Below are 14,713 nucleotides of genomic sequence, written 5' to 3' on the forward strand. Positions count from 1 at the left end.
TCAGCGGCGGACGGCCAGCCCGGTGCAGCTCCAGTGCATCTCGTGCGCGCCGGGCCCGGGGGCGTCGTGCCCGTAACCGCCCGCAGAGACGCTGATGTTGACCACGATCCAGGCCCGCCAGCGCGGGCCCACGCCCTGCCGGTCCTGGAAGACCGGCGTGCCGTCCACCGACCACTCCACGGAGCCGGTGCCGAAGACGACCCGCAGCTCGAACGGGGTGCCGGGGGTGATCGCGTCCTGCACCACCCGGCCGGCCCCGCGGACGTGGTTGGACAGCTCGAGCACCCGCGGGTTGCCGGCGTGGTACTCGAAGAGGTCGATCTCGCCGTGCCCCGGCTGCGGGCGCCCGCCGGGGTCGTCCCGCCCCCAGGTCCAGATCGCCGGCCAGGCGCCGGGGGTCTCGTGCACGGTGCAGGTGGCCGACAGCTCGTCGCCGGGGAGCAGTTCGAAGCCGCCGGGCGCGTACTCGGTGGAGACCAGGTCGGTCCGCCACAGGCCGCCGGTGGCGCGGCGGGCGCCGAAGACACCGGCCGCGGTGGGCGCGGACCGCGGGCCGATCAGGTCGAGCTTGTTGTCACCGGGGTTGCGCCCGTCCGCCGGGTAGGCGGAGGTGCGGCCCACGGCCCATGCCGTGCGGTCGGAGAAGGGCGCGTCGAAGACGACTTCCCTGGCGGGGGCGGGCGGATCCTGGCTGTCGATCACGTTCCTCCTCGCGCCGGACGGCTACCGGCCGGATCCGGTACGCCGCGACTCCCCGCAACTCCCGCGCCGGACGCGCGTCGGCCGCCGGCCGGCGGCGTCGGGAGGCGGCTCCGGGGTAGCCGACGTAAGAACAACGTTCCCACACACGGCACTTACGGCATCAAGGACGTGACGGTATGTCTCAGGACAATTCAGGCTGGCGTCGGTGGCTGGGCAAGTGGTGGGTGCTCAGCCTGTTCTATTTCGTGGTGTACGGCGGATTCCAGCTGCTCAGGCCCGGCCGCACCTGGGCGGACGCGGCGATCGGCGCCGCGATCTACGCGGCCTGGATGACCGGGTGGCAGGTCCGCAGGCGGCGCAGGGACAGCCGGGCCGTGGGGGCGAAGGCCGACGAACTGCCCCAGCTGGAGCGCAGGATGCGGCGCGGTGAGGTGCCGGAGGATCCGGCGGAGCGGCAGGCCATGCGCAAACTGGCGCAGCGGCGGCTGGCCAAGCTGCAAGGGGGCGCCAAGTGGGCTCTCCCGTTGCTCGGCTTCCTGTGGCTGGCCGTCTCGGTGATCTCGCTGGCCGTAGGCCAGTTCGGGTCCGGCCTGGCCTTTCTCGGCGCGGGTGTGGTGCTCGCGGGCCTGATCGTGTGGGGACGGCGGCGCAACATCGAGCGGCTGACCCGGGCCGAGCGGCGGCTGAGCGCCGCGGACGGCGACCGGAGCCGGACCGCCTGAACGGCCGGAGGGCCGCCGGTGCCGCCGCCGGACGCGTGTGGGTCCGGTCGGCAGTGGCACCGGCCGACCGGACCCGTCCAGGGAGGGACAGGGGTCGCCTGCCCGCCGGGCGGCATCGCACTCCCTCGGACGGGCGGGCTTTCGAACGTTTCTCGCGGCGCTGTGCGGTTTCCCCGGGCGGCCTCACCCGGCGTGCTGGTCCGCCGCCACCGGGACGGGTTCGGCGGCGCCGTCGCCGTCATCGGAGCGTACGACCAGCCGGCCGGGGCGGCTCGCCCGGCGTTCCAGCGAGCCGGCCACCACCGCCAGGATCAGCGCGGAGGACGCGAGCGCCACACCCACCCAGTTCGCGGCGGCGTAGCCGTGGCCGGCCGAGATGACCAGGCCGCCGAGCCAGGCGGCGAGCGCGTTGCCGAGGTTGAAGGCGCCGATGTTGACCGCCGAGGCCAGCGTGGGGGCGCCCGAGGCGTGGTCGAGCACCCGCTTCTGCAGCGGCGGCACGGTCGCGAAGCCCAGCACGCCGACCAGGAAGATCGTCACAGCGGCCGCGGCCTTGTACTGCGCGGTGAAGGTGAAGAGCCCCATCACCACCGCGAGGGCGGCGAGCGCGGTGTAGAGCATCGGCATCAGCCGGCGGTCGGCGAACCGGCCGCCGATCAGGTTGCCCGCCACCATGCCGAGGCCGAGCAGCACCAGCAGCCAGGTGACCGAGCTGTCGGCGAAGCCGGCCACGTCGGTCATCATCGGCGCGATGTAGGTGATGGCGGCGAAGACGGCGCCGAAGCCGAGCACGGTCATCGCCATGGCGAGCACCACCTGGGCGTTGCGGAAGACGGCCAGTTCGTGGCGCAGCCGCACCCCGGCCGGCTTGGGCATGTCGGGCACCAGCCGGGCCACGCCCAGCAGGCCGACCACGCCGAGCCCGGCGACCAGGACGAAGGTGATCCGCCACCCGGCGCTCTGCCCCACGTAGGTGCCCAGCGGCACCCCGACGACGTTGGCGACGGTCAGGCCGGTGAACATCAGCGCGATGGCGCCGGCCCGCTTGGCGGGCGCGACCAGGTCGGCGGCGACCACCGCCCCGATGCCGAAGAACGCGCCGTGCGCGAGCGAGGTGACGATCCGGCCGATCAGCAGCACGGCGAAGACCGGCGCGACCGCGGAGATCAGGTTGCCGACGACGAACACGCCCATCAGCAGCATCAGCATGCGCTTGCGGGTGACCTTGGTGCCCAGCAGCGTCATCAGCGGCGCGCCGGCCACGACGCCGAGCGCGTAGCCGGTGACCAGCAGGCCCGCGGTGGGCACCGACACCCCGAAGTCGCCGGCGACCTGCGGCAGCAGCCCCATGATCACGAATTCGGTGGTTCCGATGCCGAAGGCGCCGATCGCGAGGGCCAGCAGTGCGAGTGGCATGGGGACCGCCTTCCAGGAAGAGTGCGTGAGCTCCTTACTGGCGTAGACAATAGTTGCAGGCGCTGGTTAATTGCAAGCGCGCTATATCTGCTGGCGCGGTATGTGTGAGATGGGTACAGTTGTAGACGCGTGATGTCATCGAAGGAGGCCCTCATGACCGCGACCGACCCGGCGCTGACCGCCCTGGCGGGCAGCTGGTGCGCGCTGTCCCTGCTGCACGACCGGATCGAGGCGCACATCGAGCGGGCCCTCCAGGCCGGGCACGGGCTGAGCGTCCGCGAGTTCTCGCTGCTCGACGTGCTCAGCAGGCAGCACGACGGGGACGGCGGCCATCTGCAGATGAAGCAGGTCGCCGACGCGGTGGTGCTCAGCCAGTCGGCCACCACCCGGCTGGTGACCAGGCTGGAGGAGCGCGGGCTGCTGTCCCGCTACCTGTGCCCGACCGATCGGCGCGGCATCTACACCGACGTCAGCGCGTCGGGCCGGGCCCTGCTGGAAGCGGCCCGGCCCACGAACAACACGGCGCTGCGCGAGGCGCTCGACACCGCCGCGCTCGATCCGCGACTGGCCCCGCTGGTGCGGGCGGTGGAGCGGACCCCGAGCCCGCAGCCGGCCTGAGCCCGTCCGCTACCAGCCCGAGCCCGGCCCCCGGTCGGGGGACGGCTCACTCCGAGTCGATGCCGGTGATCACCGGGTCGCCGAGCGACACCGCGTGCTCGTCGAAGCCCGTACTGCGCAGGGCCGCGGTCGCCATCGTGCGGGCCGCGCCCTCCGCGCTCGGGGAGTCGTCGGCCTCGATCTCCAGGCGCAGGCTGAAGGCGCTGGTGCCGCTGTAGAGGGTGAGGGCGTCCAGATCCTCGGCCTCGCCGAAGTCGGTGCCGCGCGGATCGGCGGCCCGCAGCGCCCGCTTCAGCTCGGCGGTGTCCTGCTCGGACGGGGCCTGCGCGAATGTGCCCGGAACGGTGACGACGTAGGTGGTCATGGGGTCATGCCTTCCCGCTGGTGAAACGGACAAGACGGCGGTGGCCGGCCTTTTCCCACACGCCCGGCAGCGCGTGCCTGGCGTCTGCCGCCAGGTCGTCCTGGAGCGCGTAGAGCCTGCCGTAGCCGAAGGTGTCGGCGCCGGCGGCGTGGCCGCGGACGGCGAGTCCGGGCAGTTCGGCGCGGGCCACCACGGCGTCCTGGTGGTCGCCGAGCACCTGCTGCAGCGCCTTGGTGCGCTTGCGCAGCTTGGCGGCCGGCTTGCCCCCGTACGGCAGCGCGCTCTCGGCGGTGTGCCGGGTCCTGCGGGCGGCCTTGCGTGCCGAGTGCAGCGCCCGGTCGCGGCGCGGCCCCGGCTTCGTGTCCGCCGCGGCCTCGATCCGTGCGGCGAGCCGGTGCCGGTCCTTGGCCGCCACCTTGCGCAGGTGCTTGACGGCGGACTTGCCCGCCCTCTTGCGGCGCAGCGGCGGATCGGCCCGCAGGTCCTCCAGGGCGTCGAGCAGCGCGTGGTAGCGGGGCGAGTCCAGCTCCGCCAGCGCCGACTTCAGCGCCTTGGCGTGCCGTACGGCCTCCTGCGCGGCGATCCGGTCGGCCAGCCCCTCGGTGCCGGGGCCGCCGAGCCGCCCGGCCTGCCGGGACAGCCGTGCCGCCAGCACCTCGTGGTCGCGGGCGCCGGCCAGCGCCCCGGTCAGCCGGCGCAGCTCGTCGGCGACCGGATCGGTACGCCGGCGGTCCAGCACCCGGCGGTGGCTGCGCAGCAGGTTGCGCAGCCGGCGGCTGGTGGTGCGCATCTGGTGGACGGCGTCCGGCGCGTCGGCGCGCACGGCGGCGTCCAGCGACAGCAGCACGGTCAGCTGTTCGGCCAGCCGGTCCATCACGACGGCCCCGGCGGAACCGGCACGCGGCCGGCGGCCGGGCTCCAGGTCGGTGAAGCCGGGCGGCAGGGCGCCGGCCAGCGCGTGGTCGAGCTTGTGGGCGCTGGGGGAACGGTGCCAGCCGTCGGCTTGGAGCCGCCGGGCCGCGGCGCGCAGCAGACCCGCGTCGCCGTCCTCCCGCTCGATCTCGATCTCCGACCACTGGGTGACCAGCGTGCTGGTGCCGGACGAGTCGTTCCGGGCCGGGGCGGGCCCGGCGCCGTTCTGCCGGCCGGCCGCCTTGCCGGTCCGGGCAGCGGGCTTCGCGTTCCGGCCCGCGGGCTTCGCGGTCCGACCGGTGGCCTCCACGGTCCGGCCCGCCGGCCTGGACGTCCGGCCCTCGCCGTCCGGGTGCAGCCGCTCGGTGCCGAGCACCTGCGCGGACACGCTGTCCTGGGCCACCTCGGCCAGCACCCGGCCGCTCTTGTCCAGCAGCAGATGGCGCCGTCGGTGGGTATGCAGATGGGCCACCGGGACGAGCGCGCCGCCGCGGGCGTACGCCTTGATCCAGCGGTTCAGCTCGCCGGGCACCTTGCCGCCGCGGCCCGCGCGCAGCGGGGCGTGGATCTCCTTGCGGGCGTCGCCGGCCGGCAGCTTCACGTGCCAGCCCTCGTCGTGGCCGCCGCCGCGGCGCCGCAGCGTCACGCCATGGGCGAGAAGCCGCAGGTCAGCCGTGTCGTAGTAGACGGCGTCCAGCTCCTCAGGGTCCGCCTCGCGGATCCGGGAGACCGACGGCAGCCCGCGCAGCGACTGCGGATCGAACGTGCCTGTCCCTTCGAATTTCGCTTCCTGTTCTGTGTGCGTTGCGGTCATGAAGGGCGACTGCCCGTCGTGCTCCCGGGCATTCGGCAATCGGGCGGACTCAGATCGTTTTGGCCCGATTCGCTCGGGTACCCGACTCGACCAGAGCAGAACGCCAGAGGAGGTCACCCCCTTATGACGGACCAGGGAAGCAACAAGGCCGGGTTCGCCCGCGACGACGAGCTCAAGCGGGAGACGCGCGCCGAGCTGGCGGCCAACGGCGCCGTGCCCGTCCAGGAGAGCCCTGCTCCCGAGCCCTTGGGCGAGGACCAGCCGGTCGCGGAGTGGAGCAGGCCGGCGGTGCAGGGTTCGGCGCCGGCCGGCATGACCCCGGGTGACGTGTTCGTCCGCGCGGAGCTGGCCAGGCACCTGGAGCGGAGCATCTTCCCGGCCCGCCGGGACACCGTGCTCGACACGCTGCGCCGTCACCAGGCGCCCGACGGCCTGCTCGACCGGGCCGCGGCGCTGCCCTCCGACGTGGAGTACCCGAACGTCCAGGCGGTGGTGAAGGGGCTCGGCTTCGGGGTCGAGAACCGCAGGGACTGAGCGGCCGGGTGTACGGGCCCGCGGGCCGGCGGTGCCGGATCTCCCGGCCCCGCCGGTCCGGTGCCTGCCGGCACCCGTAGTCCCTGGTTCGCGAGTCTCGGCCTCGACGCGCCGGTAGTCCCTGGTTCGCGACTCTCGGCGTCGAAACGCCGGGGCCCGCAAACGCTCCGGAGTGCCTGGCGCGAGTGCCTAGCTGTATTGATCACGAGCGTTGTTGACACGTGTCGGGCTTGATCATGGCGAAGACCTCCGATGCAGTGGAGCTGTCTAGGACTGCACCGCATGGAGGTCTTCGTGTCCCACCGTAATGCCCGGCTGACCGTTCACGGCAGACGGCTGCTGGTTCAGCGGGTCGATGCCGGCCGGCCTGTGGCTCATGTGGCAGCCGAGATGGGAATCTCCCGGGCAACGGGCTACAAGTGGGTGAAGCGGTGGCGGGACGAGGGTGAGGCGGGTCTGGCCGACCGGCCGAGCAGACCCCGCACCACGCCGCACCGGACTGAGCCGGCTATCGAAGTGCGCGTGTGCGAATTGCGCCGGGAACGCAAGCTCGGGCCCGCCCGGATCGGCCCGGTCCTCGGCCTGCCGACATCGACGGTGCACCGGATCCTGACCCGGCACGGCCTGAACCGGCTGGCCTGGATGGACCGTCCGACCGGCACGGTGATCCGCCGCTACGAGCGGGACCGGCCGGGCGAGCTGGTCCACATCGACATCAAGAAACTCGGGAACATTCCCGACGGTGGCGGCCACCGCGTCATGGACCGCCAGGCCGGCGAGGCGAACCGCCAGGCCACCACACCCGCCCGCAGCCCCTCCGGCACCCCGAAGATCGGTTACAGCTTCATCCACACCGCCGTCGACGACCACTCCCGCCTGGCCTACAGCGAGATCCTGGGCGACGAGCGGAAAGAGACCGCCGTGGCCTTCTGGCAGCGGGCCCAGGCGTTCTACACCGGCCACGGGATCACCGTCGAGCGTGTCCTGACCGATAACGGCTCCTGCTACAAATCCCACGCCTGGCGCGACGCCCTGACCGCGGCCGGGATCACCCACAAACGAACCCGGCCCTACCGGCCCCAGACCAACGGGAAAGTAGAACGCTTCAACCGCACCCTGCTCGACGAATGGGCCTACCTCAAGCCCTACGCCAGCAACACCGAACGCACCGAAGCCTTCGCACCCTTCCTGCACGCTTACAACTACCATCGCTGCCACACCGCACTCGGAGGACAACCCCCGATCAGCCGTGTCAACAACCCTGCGGGTCAATACACCTAGCGAGCCGCCGTCACCGTGAACAGCGCCCCGTCCGGGTCGCGCAGGTCCGCGTACGCCCCGGAGCGCAGATCGCCCTCCGCCACCACCCAGCCGCCGGCCGCGTGGGCCGCCTCGACGCAGGCGGCCACGTCACGGACCGTGAACTGCACGTTCCAGTGCGGGCGCAGCGTCGGGTCGGGCGCCGCCTCGACCGCTCCGGAGTTCAGCCGGGCCACCACCTGGCCGCGGCTGCGCACCACCACCTCGTCGTGCTCGTAGTCCACCGTGCAGCCGCCGGGCCGGCCGTCGGCCCACTCCAGCACGCCGCCGTAGAAGATGGCCGCCTCGAAGGCGTCCCGGGTGCGCAGCCGCACCACGACGGGGCCCTGCGCGTGCCAGTCCTCCCAGCCGGACGGCAGCCGGCCCTCCCAGATGCCGAACACCGCGCCGTCGCGGTCGGCGGCCAGCACCGCGCGGCCGGAGGCGAAGGCGACCGGGCCGAGCGCGACGGTGGCGCTGCGCTCCCGGATCCGGGAGGCGGCCACGTCGGCGTCATCGACCGCGAAGTACGGGGTCCAGGCCACCGCGACCTGCATGTCGGCCGCGACGGCGCCCACCCCGGCCACCGGCTTGCCGTCGCTGAGCGCGATGGCGAACTGGTCGCCGAGCGTGGTCGAGCGGAATTCCCAGCCGAGCACGGCGCCGTAGAACTTCTCCGCCTTCTCCAGCTCGCGCGCGGTCAGCAGCACCCAGCAGGGGGCGCCGCCGACGCTGTCACTGGTCCTGGCGCCGCCGGCAGACGTCGCAGCGGCGCGCTCGGGTATTCGCTCGGGTACTCGCTCGGTCATCTCAGACGCCGTCTCGTCGTTCGGATCGGGCCGCGGGCCGGGCCACCGCGCCCTCGGGTACCCGGCTACCGCGCTTTCATGCGCGCGGTCGGACCCGGGCCTGCGCGGCCCGCGGCACCAGTCTGCCCCGAACCCCCGCATATCTCTCGGCGAGCCGCCCGGGCGGCCCCCGAAGCGCGCGACGGGCCTCAGCGACAGGCTTCGGCGAAGGGCCTCAGCAACGGGCGTCAGGCGGGCAGTACCGCGAGCGATCCCGAGCGGACGTCGAGCGAGACCCGGTGCGCGGCGCCGGCCTGCCGCGGCACCTGGATCCGTACGTCGGCCGACGTCGCGGTGGAGCTGACGGCGTAGGCGTCGCCCGCGGCGGCCGGCAGCCGCAGTGCCGTGGAGGCCGAGGTCTCCTGGAGCGCGAGGGTGTCGGGCGCGGCCGCGAAGCCGAGGTCGGCGCTGCCGGAGGTGACCGCGATGTCGGCGTGCGAGGGGCGCAGCGCGGTCGCGGTGAGCCGGTCGGAGGCGACGCTGACGTCCAGTACGCCGCTGAGGCCGGTCAGCACGGTCTCCCCCGAGGTCTGCCGGAGCCGCAGCCCGGTGTGCGCGGGCAGGGTGACGGTCAGATCGCCCGCGCACGGGCCGCCGGCGTCGCCCGGGTCGTCGGAGCCGCCGGACGTGCAGCGCAGCGTGACCGTCCGCAGTCCTGCCGCCTGGTCGACGCTGCCGCGCACCTCGGCGGCGGGCCCGCCGTCCCGGTGGAAGGTGCCGGACACGGTGTCGGCGGCGGAGTCCGCGGTGACCCGGATCCGGCCGGAGACCCCGTCGAGCACCAGCAGGTCGGCGTCACCGGCCCGGAAGGCGGCCGGGTCGGCGCTGCCCGGTCCGAGGCCGCCGAGTCCGGCACGGCCGGGCTCGCCCGCCGCTCCCCCGCCGTGGTGCGCGTGCCCGTGTCCGGTCAGGATCACGGTGGCCACGACGGCGAGTGCGACGAGCAGGACGCACACCAGCACGGCGGGCCGCACCGGTCGTCGCCCGGGGCGCCCCGGCAGTTCGGCGGTATCCATGGCGGCCGTCTGCCCCGGGCCCGGCGGGTGAACCCCGCACCGCGCACGGACGGGGGGCGGTCGGGCCCGCTCGATCGGCGCAACACCTACCACCGCGCCGGTGATCCGCGCGCTCAACACGCATGCCCGCCGCCCGGTCGGGCACCCGCATCCCATGGCTCTCCTCAGAAGAATCGCCCGGCCCATGCTGGCCAGTACCTTCATCAACGGCGGCTTGTCCACCGTCCGCGACCCCGCCAGGGTCGCCCCGCACGCGGAGTCGGTGACGACCCCGCTGACCGACCGCGTCAGTTTTCTGCCCAAGGACCCGGAGCAGCTGGTGCGGATCAACGGCGCCGTCCAGCTCGGTGCCGGGGCGCTGCTGGCGCTCGGCCGGCTGCCGCGGCTCTCGGCGTTCGCACTGGCGCTGTCGCTGGTGCCGACCACGCTGGCCGGCCACCCGTACTGGACCATGGAGGATCCGCAGGAGCGGGCCGCGCAGCGGATCCACTTCTTCAAGAACCTGTCGATGATGGGCGGGCTGCTGATCGTCGCGGCGGACACCCACGGCAAGCCCTCGCTGGCCTACCGGACCCGCAGCGGCACCCGGCACGCGGCGGCCGAGGCGTCGCACCGGGCGCACGCGGCGACCGACGCGGCCGGCAACGCGGCCGGCAGCCTGGCCGGGAACGTCACCGGCGCGGCCGGCAGCCTGGCCGGCGGCGTCCGGGACCACCTGCCGTCCCGCTGAGGCCGCCGGCCGGGAGAGGGCGGCGGCCAGCCTCCGGGGGATGCCCCTTCCGGGCCGGGCGGCGGACTGACAGACTCGCCCCGTGCCCGATTTCGACATCCTCGTCATAGGTTCAGGTCCCGGCGGACAGAAGGCGGCCATCGCCGCGGCCAAGCTCGGCCGCCGGGCGGCGATCGTGGACCGCCCCGACGCGCTCGGCGGGGTCTCCCTGCACACCGGCACCATCCCCTCCAAGACCCTGCGCGAGGCGGTGCTCTACCTCACCGGCCTCAACCAGCGCGATCTGTACGGCCAGAGCTACCGGCTGAAGGACGACATCACCGTCGCCGACCTGACGGCCAGGACCGAGCACGTGATCAGCCGCGAGGTCGACGTCGTGCGCAGCCAGCTGGCCAGGAACCAGGTCGCGCTGCTGCCCGGCACCGGCCACTTCCTCGACCAGCACACGGTCGCCGTCCGGGACGCGGCCGGCCAGGACCGGGTGGTGACCGCGGAGAACATCGTCATCGCCACCGGCACCAGGCCGGCCCGCCCGGCGACCGTGGAGTTCGACGACGTCACGGTGATGGACTCCGACAGCGTGGTCAGCATGGAGCGGGTGCCCCGCTCCATGGTGATCGTCGGCGCCGGGGTGATCGGCATGGAGTACGCGTCCATGTTCGCCGCGCTCGGCAGCAAGGTCACGGTGGTCGAGCAGCGCGAGGCGATGCTCGACTTCTGCGACGGCGAGATCGTCGAGGCGCTCAAGTACCACCTGCGCGAGCTCGCGGTGACCTTCCGGTTCGGCGAGACGGTCGCGGCCGTGGAGCGGCACCCGCGGGGCACGCTGACGATCCTGGCGAGCGGCAAGAAGATCGCCGCCGACGCGGTGATGTACTCGGCCGGCCGGCAGGGCCTGACCGACGGCCTCGACCTGGACAAGGCGGGGCTCACGGCCGACAAGCGCGGCCGGATCTCGGTGGACGAGCACTACCGCACCGCCGTCCCGCACATCTACGCGGTCGGCGACGTGATCGGCTTCCCGGCGCTGGCCGCGACCTCGATGGAGCAGGGCCGGCTGGCCGCCTACCACGCCTGCGGCGAGTCGGTCGGCGTGGCGGGGGACGCCCAGCCGATCGGCATCTACACCATCCCGGAGATCAGCTTCATCGGCCGCACCGAGGACCAGCTGACCGACGACATGGTCCCGTTCGAGGTGGGCGTGTCGCGCTACCGCGAGCTGGCCCGCGGCCAGATCATCGGCGACGCGCACGGCATGCTCAAGCTGCTGGTCTCCCCCACCGACCGGCGGCTGCTGGGCGTGCACTGCTTCGGCACCGGCGCCACCGAGCTGGTGCACATCGGGCAGACGGTGATGGGCTGCGGCGGCACCGTGGACTACCTGGTCGATGCGGTGTTCAACTACCCGACGCTCGCGGAGAGCTACAAGGTGGCGGCGCTCGACGTCACCAACAAGATCCGGCAGATCGACCGGCTCGGCTGAGCCCGCCGCCGCGGCGCGCCGCCCGGTGGCGCCAAGTCGGCGTTTTTGCACGACAGGCGGGTTGCCGGGGTCCCGAAGCGGGCACAAGGTGCCGCATGACGGAGATCGGCCTGCCCGCAAACGTGACTGCCTGCCTTTTCGACCTCGACGGCGTACTGACCCCGACCGCGCTCGTGCACGCGGCGGCGTGGAAGGAGACGTTCGACACCTTCCTGCGCCACCGCGACGGCGAGGGGTTCCGGCCGTTCGACGCGACCGAGGACTACGACGAGTATGTGGACGGCCGGCCACGGGCCGACGGGGTGCGCAGCTTCCTGGCCTCCCGGGACATCGAACTCCCCGAGGGCGAGGACGACGACCCGCCGACCCGCGACACCGTGCACGGCCTCGGCAACCGCAAGAACATCGCCGTACTGGAGAAGATCCGCACCCAGGGCGTCAAGCCCTACCCCGGCTCGGTGCGCTATCTGGAGGCGGTACGGGCCGCCGGGCTGAAGACCGCGGTGGTCTCGTCCAGTGCCAACTGCCGTGACGTGCTGGTGTCGGCCGGCATCGAGCACCTGCTCGACGTGCGGATCGACGGCGGGACGGCCAAGGAGCGCGGGCTGCGCGGCAAGCCCAAGCCGGACACCTTCCTGGAGGCGGCCAGCGACCTCGGGTTCGGCCCCGACCAGGCGGCGGTCTTCGAGGACGCGCTGGTCGGCATGGACGCCGGGCGGGCCGGGCGGTTCGGCTACGTGGTCGGCGTCGACCGGGTCGGCCAGGCCGACGCGCTGCGTTCACACGGTGCGGATACGGTGGTCAAGGACCTAGCCGATCTGATCGGGGTGACCGTGTGATCAACGACCCGGCCTACGAGGTCGCGCCGTGGAGCCTGCGTGAGTGCGAGCTGAACCTTGAGGTGCTGCCGCAGAGCGAATCGGTGTTCGCGCTGTCCAACGGCCACATCGGCTGGCGCGGCAACCTCGACGAGGGCGAGCCGAACGGGCTGCCCGGGTCGTATCTGAACGGTCTGCACGAGCTGCACCCGCTGCCGTACGCCGAGGCCGGCTACGGCTACCCGGAGTCCGGCCAGACCGTCATCAACGTCACCAACGGCAAGCTGATCCGGCTGCTGGTCGACGACGAGCCGTTCGACCTGCGCTACGGCACGATCCGCAGGCACGAGCGCGAGCTCGACCTGCGGGCCGGCGTGCTGCGCCGGGTCTGCGAGTGGGTGTCGCCGGCCGGGCGCGCGGTGCGGGTCACCTCGACCCGGATGGTGTCCTTCCAGCAGCGCGCGGTCGCCGCCATCGCCTACGAGGTGGAGTCGCTCGACGGCCAGATGCGGGTGGTCGTGCAGTCCGAGCTCGCGGCCAACGAGGAGCTGCCGAGCGCCAAGGGCGACCCACGGGTGGCCGCGGCGCTGGAGTCGCCGCTGACCCCCGAGGAGCACTCGGCCAGCGGCACCCGGCTGCGGCTGGTGCACTCCACGGCCCGCAGCAAGCTGCGGGTGGCCGCCGCCGCCGACCACCGGGTCGACGGCCCCGGCACCACCCAGATCTCCGCCGAGGCCACCGAGGACGTCAGCCGGCTCACCGTGACCTCGGTGCTCGAAGAGGGCCAGACGCTGCGGCTGGAGAAGTTCGTCGCCTACGGCTGGTCGGCCACCCGGTCGCTGCCGGCGCTGCGCGACCAGGCCGACGCGGCCCTGGTCGGCGCCCGCGACACCGGCTGGGACGGGCTGCTGGAGCAGCAGCGCGCGTACCTGGACGACTTCTGGGAGCGGGCCGACGTCGAGGTGGACGGCGACACCGAGATCCAGCAGGCGGTGCGCTTCGCGCTGTTCCACGTACTGCAGGCCGGCGCCCGCGCCGAGGAGCGGGCGATCCCGGCCAAGGGCCTGACCGGCTCCGGCTACGACGGCCACACCTTCTGGGACGCCGAGACGTTCGTCCTGCAACTGCTGACGTTCACCTCGCCGCGGGCCGCCGCCGAGGTGCTGCGCTGGCGGCACAACACGCTGCCGGCCGCCCTCGACCGGGCCAAGCAGCTGGGCCTGGCCGGAGCGGCCTTCCCGTGGCGGACGATCACCGGCGACGAGGCGTCCTCGTACTGGCCGGCCGGCACCGCGGCCTTCCACATCAACGCCGACATCGCCGACGCCGTGGGCCGCTATGTGGCCGCGACCGGCGACGTGCAGTTCGAGATCGACACCGGCCTCGAACTGCTGGTGGAGACCGCCCGGTTGTGGCGCTCGCTGGGCCACCACGACCACTCCGGGGCGTTCCACATCGACGGGGTGACCGGGCCCGACGAGTACAGCGCCATCGCCGACGACAACGCGTACACCAACCTGATGGCGCAGGCGAACCTGACCGCCGCCGCGGACGCCGCCGAGCGGCACCCCCGGCACGCGGCGGAGTTCGGCGTCACCTACGAGGAGACCGCGGCCTGGCGGGACGCGGCGGCGGCGATGACCCTGCCGTACGACGACGAGCTGGGAGTGCACCAGCAGTCGGCCGGCTACACCCGGCACGAGCGCTGGGACTTCGACGGCACCGACGCCGAGAGCTACCCGCTGCTGCTCAACTACCCGTACTTCGACCTGTACCGCAAGCAGGTGGTCAAGCAGGCCGACCTGGTGCTGGCGATGTACCTGCGCGGGGACGCGTTCACCGCGAAGGAGAAGGACCGCAACTTCGCCTACTACGAGGCCCTGACCGTCCGGGACTCCTCGCTCTCCGCGTACTGCCAGTCGGTGATCGCCGCCGAGGTGGGCCACCTCCAGCTCGCCTACGACTACCTCGGCGAGTCGGCCATGATGGACCTGGAGGACCTGGAGAACAACTCCAGGGACGGGCTGCACATCGCGGCGCTGGCCGGCACCTGGACGGCGCTGGTGGCCGGGCTCGGCGGCATGCGGCTGTTCGACGGCGACTCGATCCGCTTCGCGCCCCGGCTGCCCGACGCGCTCAGCAGGATCGCCTTCCGGCTGCAGTTCCGCGGCCGGCGGCTGCGGGTCGAGGTCAAGCACACCTCGGCGACGTACTCGCTGGCCGAGGGCTCCGAGCCGCTGGAGATCCTGCACTACGAGGAGCCGTTCACGCTCAGCGCGGACAAGCCGGTGACCCGGGACCTGCCGGAGTTCCCGCACCGCCCGCAGCCGGCGCAGCCGGCCGGGCGGGCCCCGCTGCGGCGCCCGAAGCGCAAGAACTGACCACGCTGATCCCGTCGCCCGGCCCCGGCCCCGGCACACCGCCCCGGCCGGGCGAC

The 14,713-nt window shown here is 73.2% G+C and carries 14 protein-coding genes; 8 read left to right on the top strand and 6 right to left on the bottom strand.

What is annotated here, in order from left to right; all coding sequences use genetic code 11:
* Complete coding sequence (locus tag ACQPW6_RS02810; protein WP_433887905.1) at positions 1 to 702, bottom strand: beta-glucanase; 702 nt, start codon at positions 700 to 702, stop codon at positions 1 to 3.
* 176 nt (positions 703 to 878) lie between these two features.
* On the opposite strand from ACQPW6_RS02810, the gene ACQPW6_RS02815 reads away from it, so the two are divergent.
* On the top strand, positions 879 to 1,424 hold the full coding sequence (locus tag ACQPW6_RS02815; RefSeq protein WP_433887906.1) for a hypothetical protein: 546 nt from the start codon (positions 879 to 881) through the stop codon (positions 1,422 to 1,424).
* A gap of 183 nt (positions 1,425 to 1,607) precedes the next feature.
* Here ACQPW6_RS02815 and ACQPW6_RS02820 read toward each other — a convergent pair whose 3' ends face one another.
* The gene (locus ACQPW6_RS02820; RefSeq protein ID WP_433887907.1) at positions 1,608 to 2,840 is read right to left on the bottom strand and encodes an MFS transporter; all 1,233 of its coding nucleotides are present in this window, start codon (positions 2,838 to 2,840) and stop codon (positions 1,608 to 1,610) included.
* A gap of 153 nt (positions 2,841 to 2,993) precedes the next feature.
* Here ACQPW6_RS02820 and ACQPW6_RS02825 point away from each other — a divergent pair, with 153 nt between their 5' ends.
* Complete coding sequence (locus ACQPW6_RS02825) at positions 2,994 to 3,458, top strand: MarR family winged helix-turn-helix transcriptional regulator (protein ID WP_433887908.1); 465 nt, start codon at positions 2,994 to 2,996, stop codon at positions 3,456 to 3,458.
* A 46-nt stretch (positions 3,459 to 3,504) separates the two neighbouring features.
* On the opposite strand, the gene ACQPW6_RS02830 is transcribed toward ACQPW6_RS02825, so the two are convergent.
* Together ACQPW6_RS02830 and ACQPW6_RS02835 are read right to left on the bottom strand one after the other, a co-directional pair.
* Positions 3,505 to 3,822 carry a hypothetical protein gene (locus tag ACQPW6_RS02830; protein ID WP_433887909.1) on the bottom strand — a complete coding sequence of 106 codons (318 nt, stop codon included), beginning with the start codon at positions 3,820 to 3,822 and terminating at the stop codon, positions 3,505 to 3,507.
* A gap of 4 nt (positions 3,823 to 3,826) precedes the next feature.
* Entirely contained in the window at positions 3,827 to 5,548 is a 1,722-nt protein-coding gene (locus ACQPW6_RS02835; RefSeq protein WP_433887910.1) for a CHAD domain-containing protein, read from the bottom strand.
* 123 nt (positions 5,549 to 5,671) lie between these two features.
* On the opposite strand from ACQPW6_RS02835, the gene ACQPW6_RS02840 reads away from it, so the two are divergent.
* Together ACQPW6_RS02840 and ACQPW6_RS02845 are read left to right on the top strand one after the other, a co-directional pair.
* On the top strand, positions 5,672 to 6,082 hold the full coding sequence (locus ACQPW6_RS02840) for a DUF2795 domain-containing protein (RefSeq protein ID WP_433887911.1): 411 nt from the start codon (positions 5,672 to 5,674) through the stop codon (positions 6,080 to 6,082).
* 294 nt (positions 6,083 to 6,376) lie between these two features.
* Positions 6,377 to 7,363 carry an IS481 family transposase gene (locus ACQPW6_RS02845; RefSeq protein WP_433892271.1) on the top strand — a complete coding sequence of 329 codons (987 nt, stop codon included), beginning with the start codon at positions 6,377 to 6,379 and terminating at the stop codon, positions 7,361 to 7,363.
* Here ACQPW6_RS02845 and ACQPW6_RS02850 read toward each other — a convergent pair.
* Positions 7,360 to 8,190 (bottom strand): VOC family protein, encoded by an 831-nt coding sequence (locus tag ACQPW6_RS02850; protein ID WP_433887912.1) that lies wholly within the window; start codon positions 8,188 to 8,190, stop codon positions 7,360 to 7,362. The genes ACQPW6_RS02845 and ACQPW6_RS02850 overlap by 4 nt on opposite strands.
* Positions 8,191 to 8,417: 227 nt before the next feature.
* On the bottom strand, positions 8,418 to 9,245 hold the full coding sequence (locus ACQPW6_RS02855) for a hypothetical protein (RefSeq protein WP_433887913.1): 828 nt from the start codon (positions 9,243 to 9,245) through the stop codon (positions 8,418 to 8,420).
* Positions 9,246 to 9,429: 184 nt separating this feature from the next.
* Here ACQPW6_RS02855 and ACQPW6_RS02860 point away from each other — a divergent pair, with 184 nt between their 5' ends.
* The 4 genes from ACQPW6_RS02860 (at position 9,430) to ACQPW6_RS02875 (ending at position 14,657) form a co-directional block, all read left to right on the top strand.
* Positions 9,430 to 9,975 (top strand): DoxX family membrane protein, encoded by a 546-nt coding sequence (locus ACQPW6_RS02860; protein ID WP_433887914.1) that lies wholly within the window; start codon positions 9,430 to 9,432, stop codon positions 9,973 to 9,975.
* Between the two features lie 82 nt (positions 9,976 to 10,057).
* Positions 10,058 to 11,458, top strand: a complete 1,401-nt coding sequence (gene sthA / locus ACQPW6_RS02865) for a Si-specific NAD(P)(+) transhydrogenase (protein WP_433887915.1) — start codon at positions 10,058 to 10,060, stop codon at positions 11,456 to 11,458.
* A 95-nt stretch (positions 11,459 to 11,553) separates the two neighbouring features.
* On the top strand, positions 11,554 to 12,297 hold the full coding sequence (locus ACQPW6_RS02870) for an HAD family hydrolase (RefSeq protein WP_433887916.1): 744 nt from the start codon (positions 11,554 to 11,556) through the stop codon (positions 12,295 to 12,297).
* Positions 12,294 to 14,657 carry a glycoside hydrolase family 65 protein gene (locus tag ACQPW6_RS02875; RefSeq protein WP_433887917.1) on the top strand — a complete coding sequence of 788 codons (2,364 nt, stop codon included), beginning with the start codon at positions 12,294 to 12,296 and terminating at the stop codon, positions 14,655 to 14,657. Before ACQPW6_RS02870 ends, ACQPW6_RS02875 begins: the two co-directional genes overlap by 4 nt.
* Positions 14,658 to 14,713 lie beyond the last annotated feature (56 nt).

Origin of the sequence: Streptomyces sp. CA-111067, from assembly GCF_050956065.1 — a bacterium.
Classification (GTDB): domain Bacteria; phylum Actinomycetota; class Actinomycetes; order Streptomycetales; family Streptomycetaceae; genus Actinacidiphila.

What these genes read in the sequence shown, in the direction of transcription:
- ACQPW6_RS02815 (WP_433887906.1), top strand. Translation starts at nt 879, where the DNA reads ATGTCTCAGGACAATTCAGGCTGGCGTCGGTGGCTGGGCAAGTGGTGG.
- ACQPW6_RS02820 (WP_433887907.1), bottom strand. Translation starts at nt 2,840, where the DNA reads ATGCCACTCGCACTGCTGGCCCTCGCGATCGGCGCCTTCGGCATCGGA.
- ACQPW6_RS02825 (WP_433887908.1), top strand. Translation starts at nt 2,994, where the DNA reads ATGACCGCGACCGACCCGGCGCTGACCGCCCTGGCGGGCAGCTGGTGC.
- ACQPW6_RS02830 (WP_433887909.1), bottom strand. Translation starts at nt 3,822, where the DNA reads ATGACCACCTACGTCGTCACCGTTCCGGGCACATTCGCGCAGGCCCCG.
- ACQPW6_RS02835 (WP_433887910.1), bottom strand. Translation starts at nt 5,548, where the DNA reads ATGACCGCAACGCACACAGAACAGGAAGCGAAATTCGAAGGGACAGGC.
- ACQPW6_RS02840 (WP_433887911.1), top strand. Translation starts at nt 5,672, where the DNA reads ATGACGGACCAGGGAAGCAACAAGGCCGGGTTCGCCCGCGACGACGAG.
- ACQPW6_RS02850 (WP_433887912.1), bottom strand. Translation starts at nt 8,190, where the DNA reads ATGACCGAGCGAGTACCCGAGCGAATACCCGAGCGCGCCGCTGCGACG.
- ACQPW6_RS02855 (WP_433887913.1), bottom strand. Translation starts at nt 9,245, where the DNA reads ATGGATACCGCCGAACTGCCGGGGCGCCCCGGGCGACGACCGGTGCGG.
- ACQPW6_RS02860 (WP_433887914.1), top strand. Translation starts at nt 9,430, where the DNA reads ATGCTGGCCAGTACCTTCATCAACGGCGGCTTGTCCACCGTCCGCGAC.
- ACQPW6_RS02870 (WP_433887916.1), top strand. Translation starts at nt 11,554, where the DNA reads ATGACGGAGATCGGCCTGCCCGCAAACGTGACTGCCTGCCTTTTCGAC.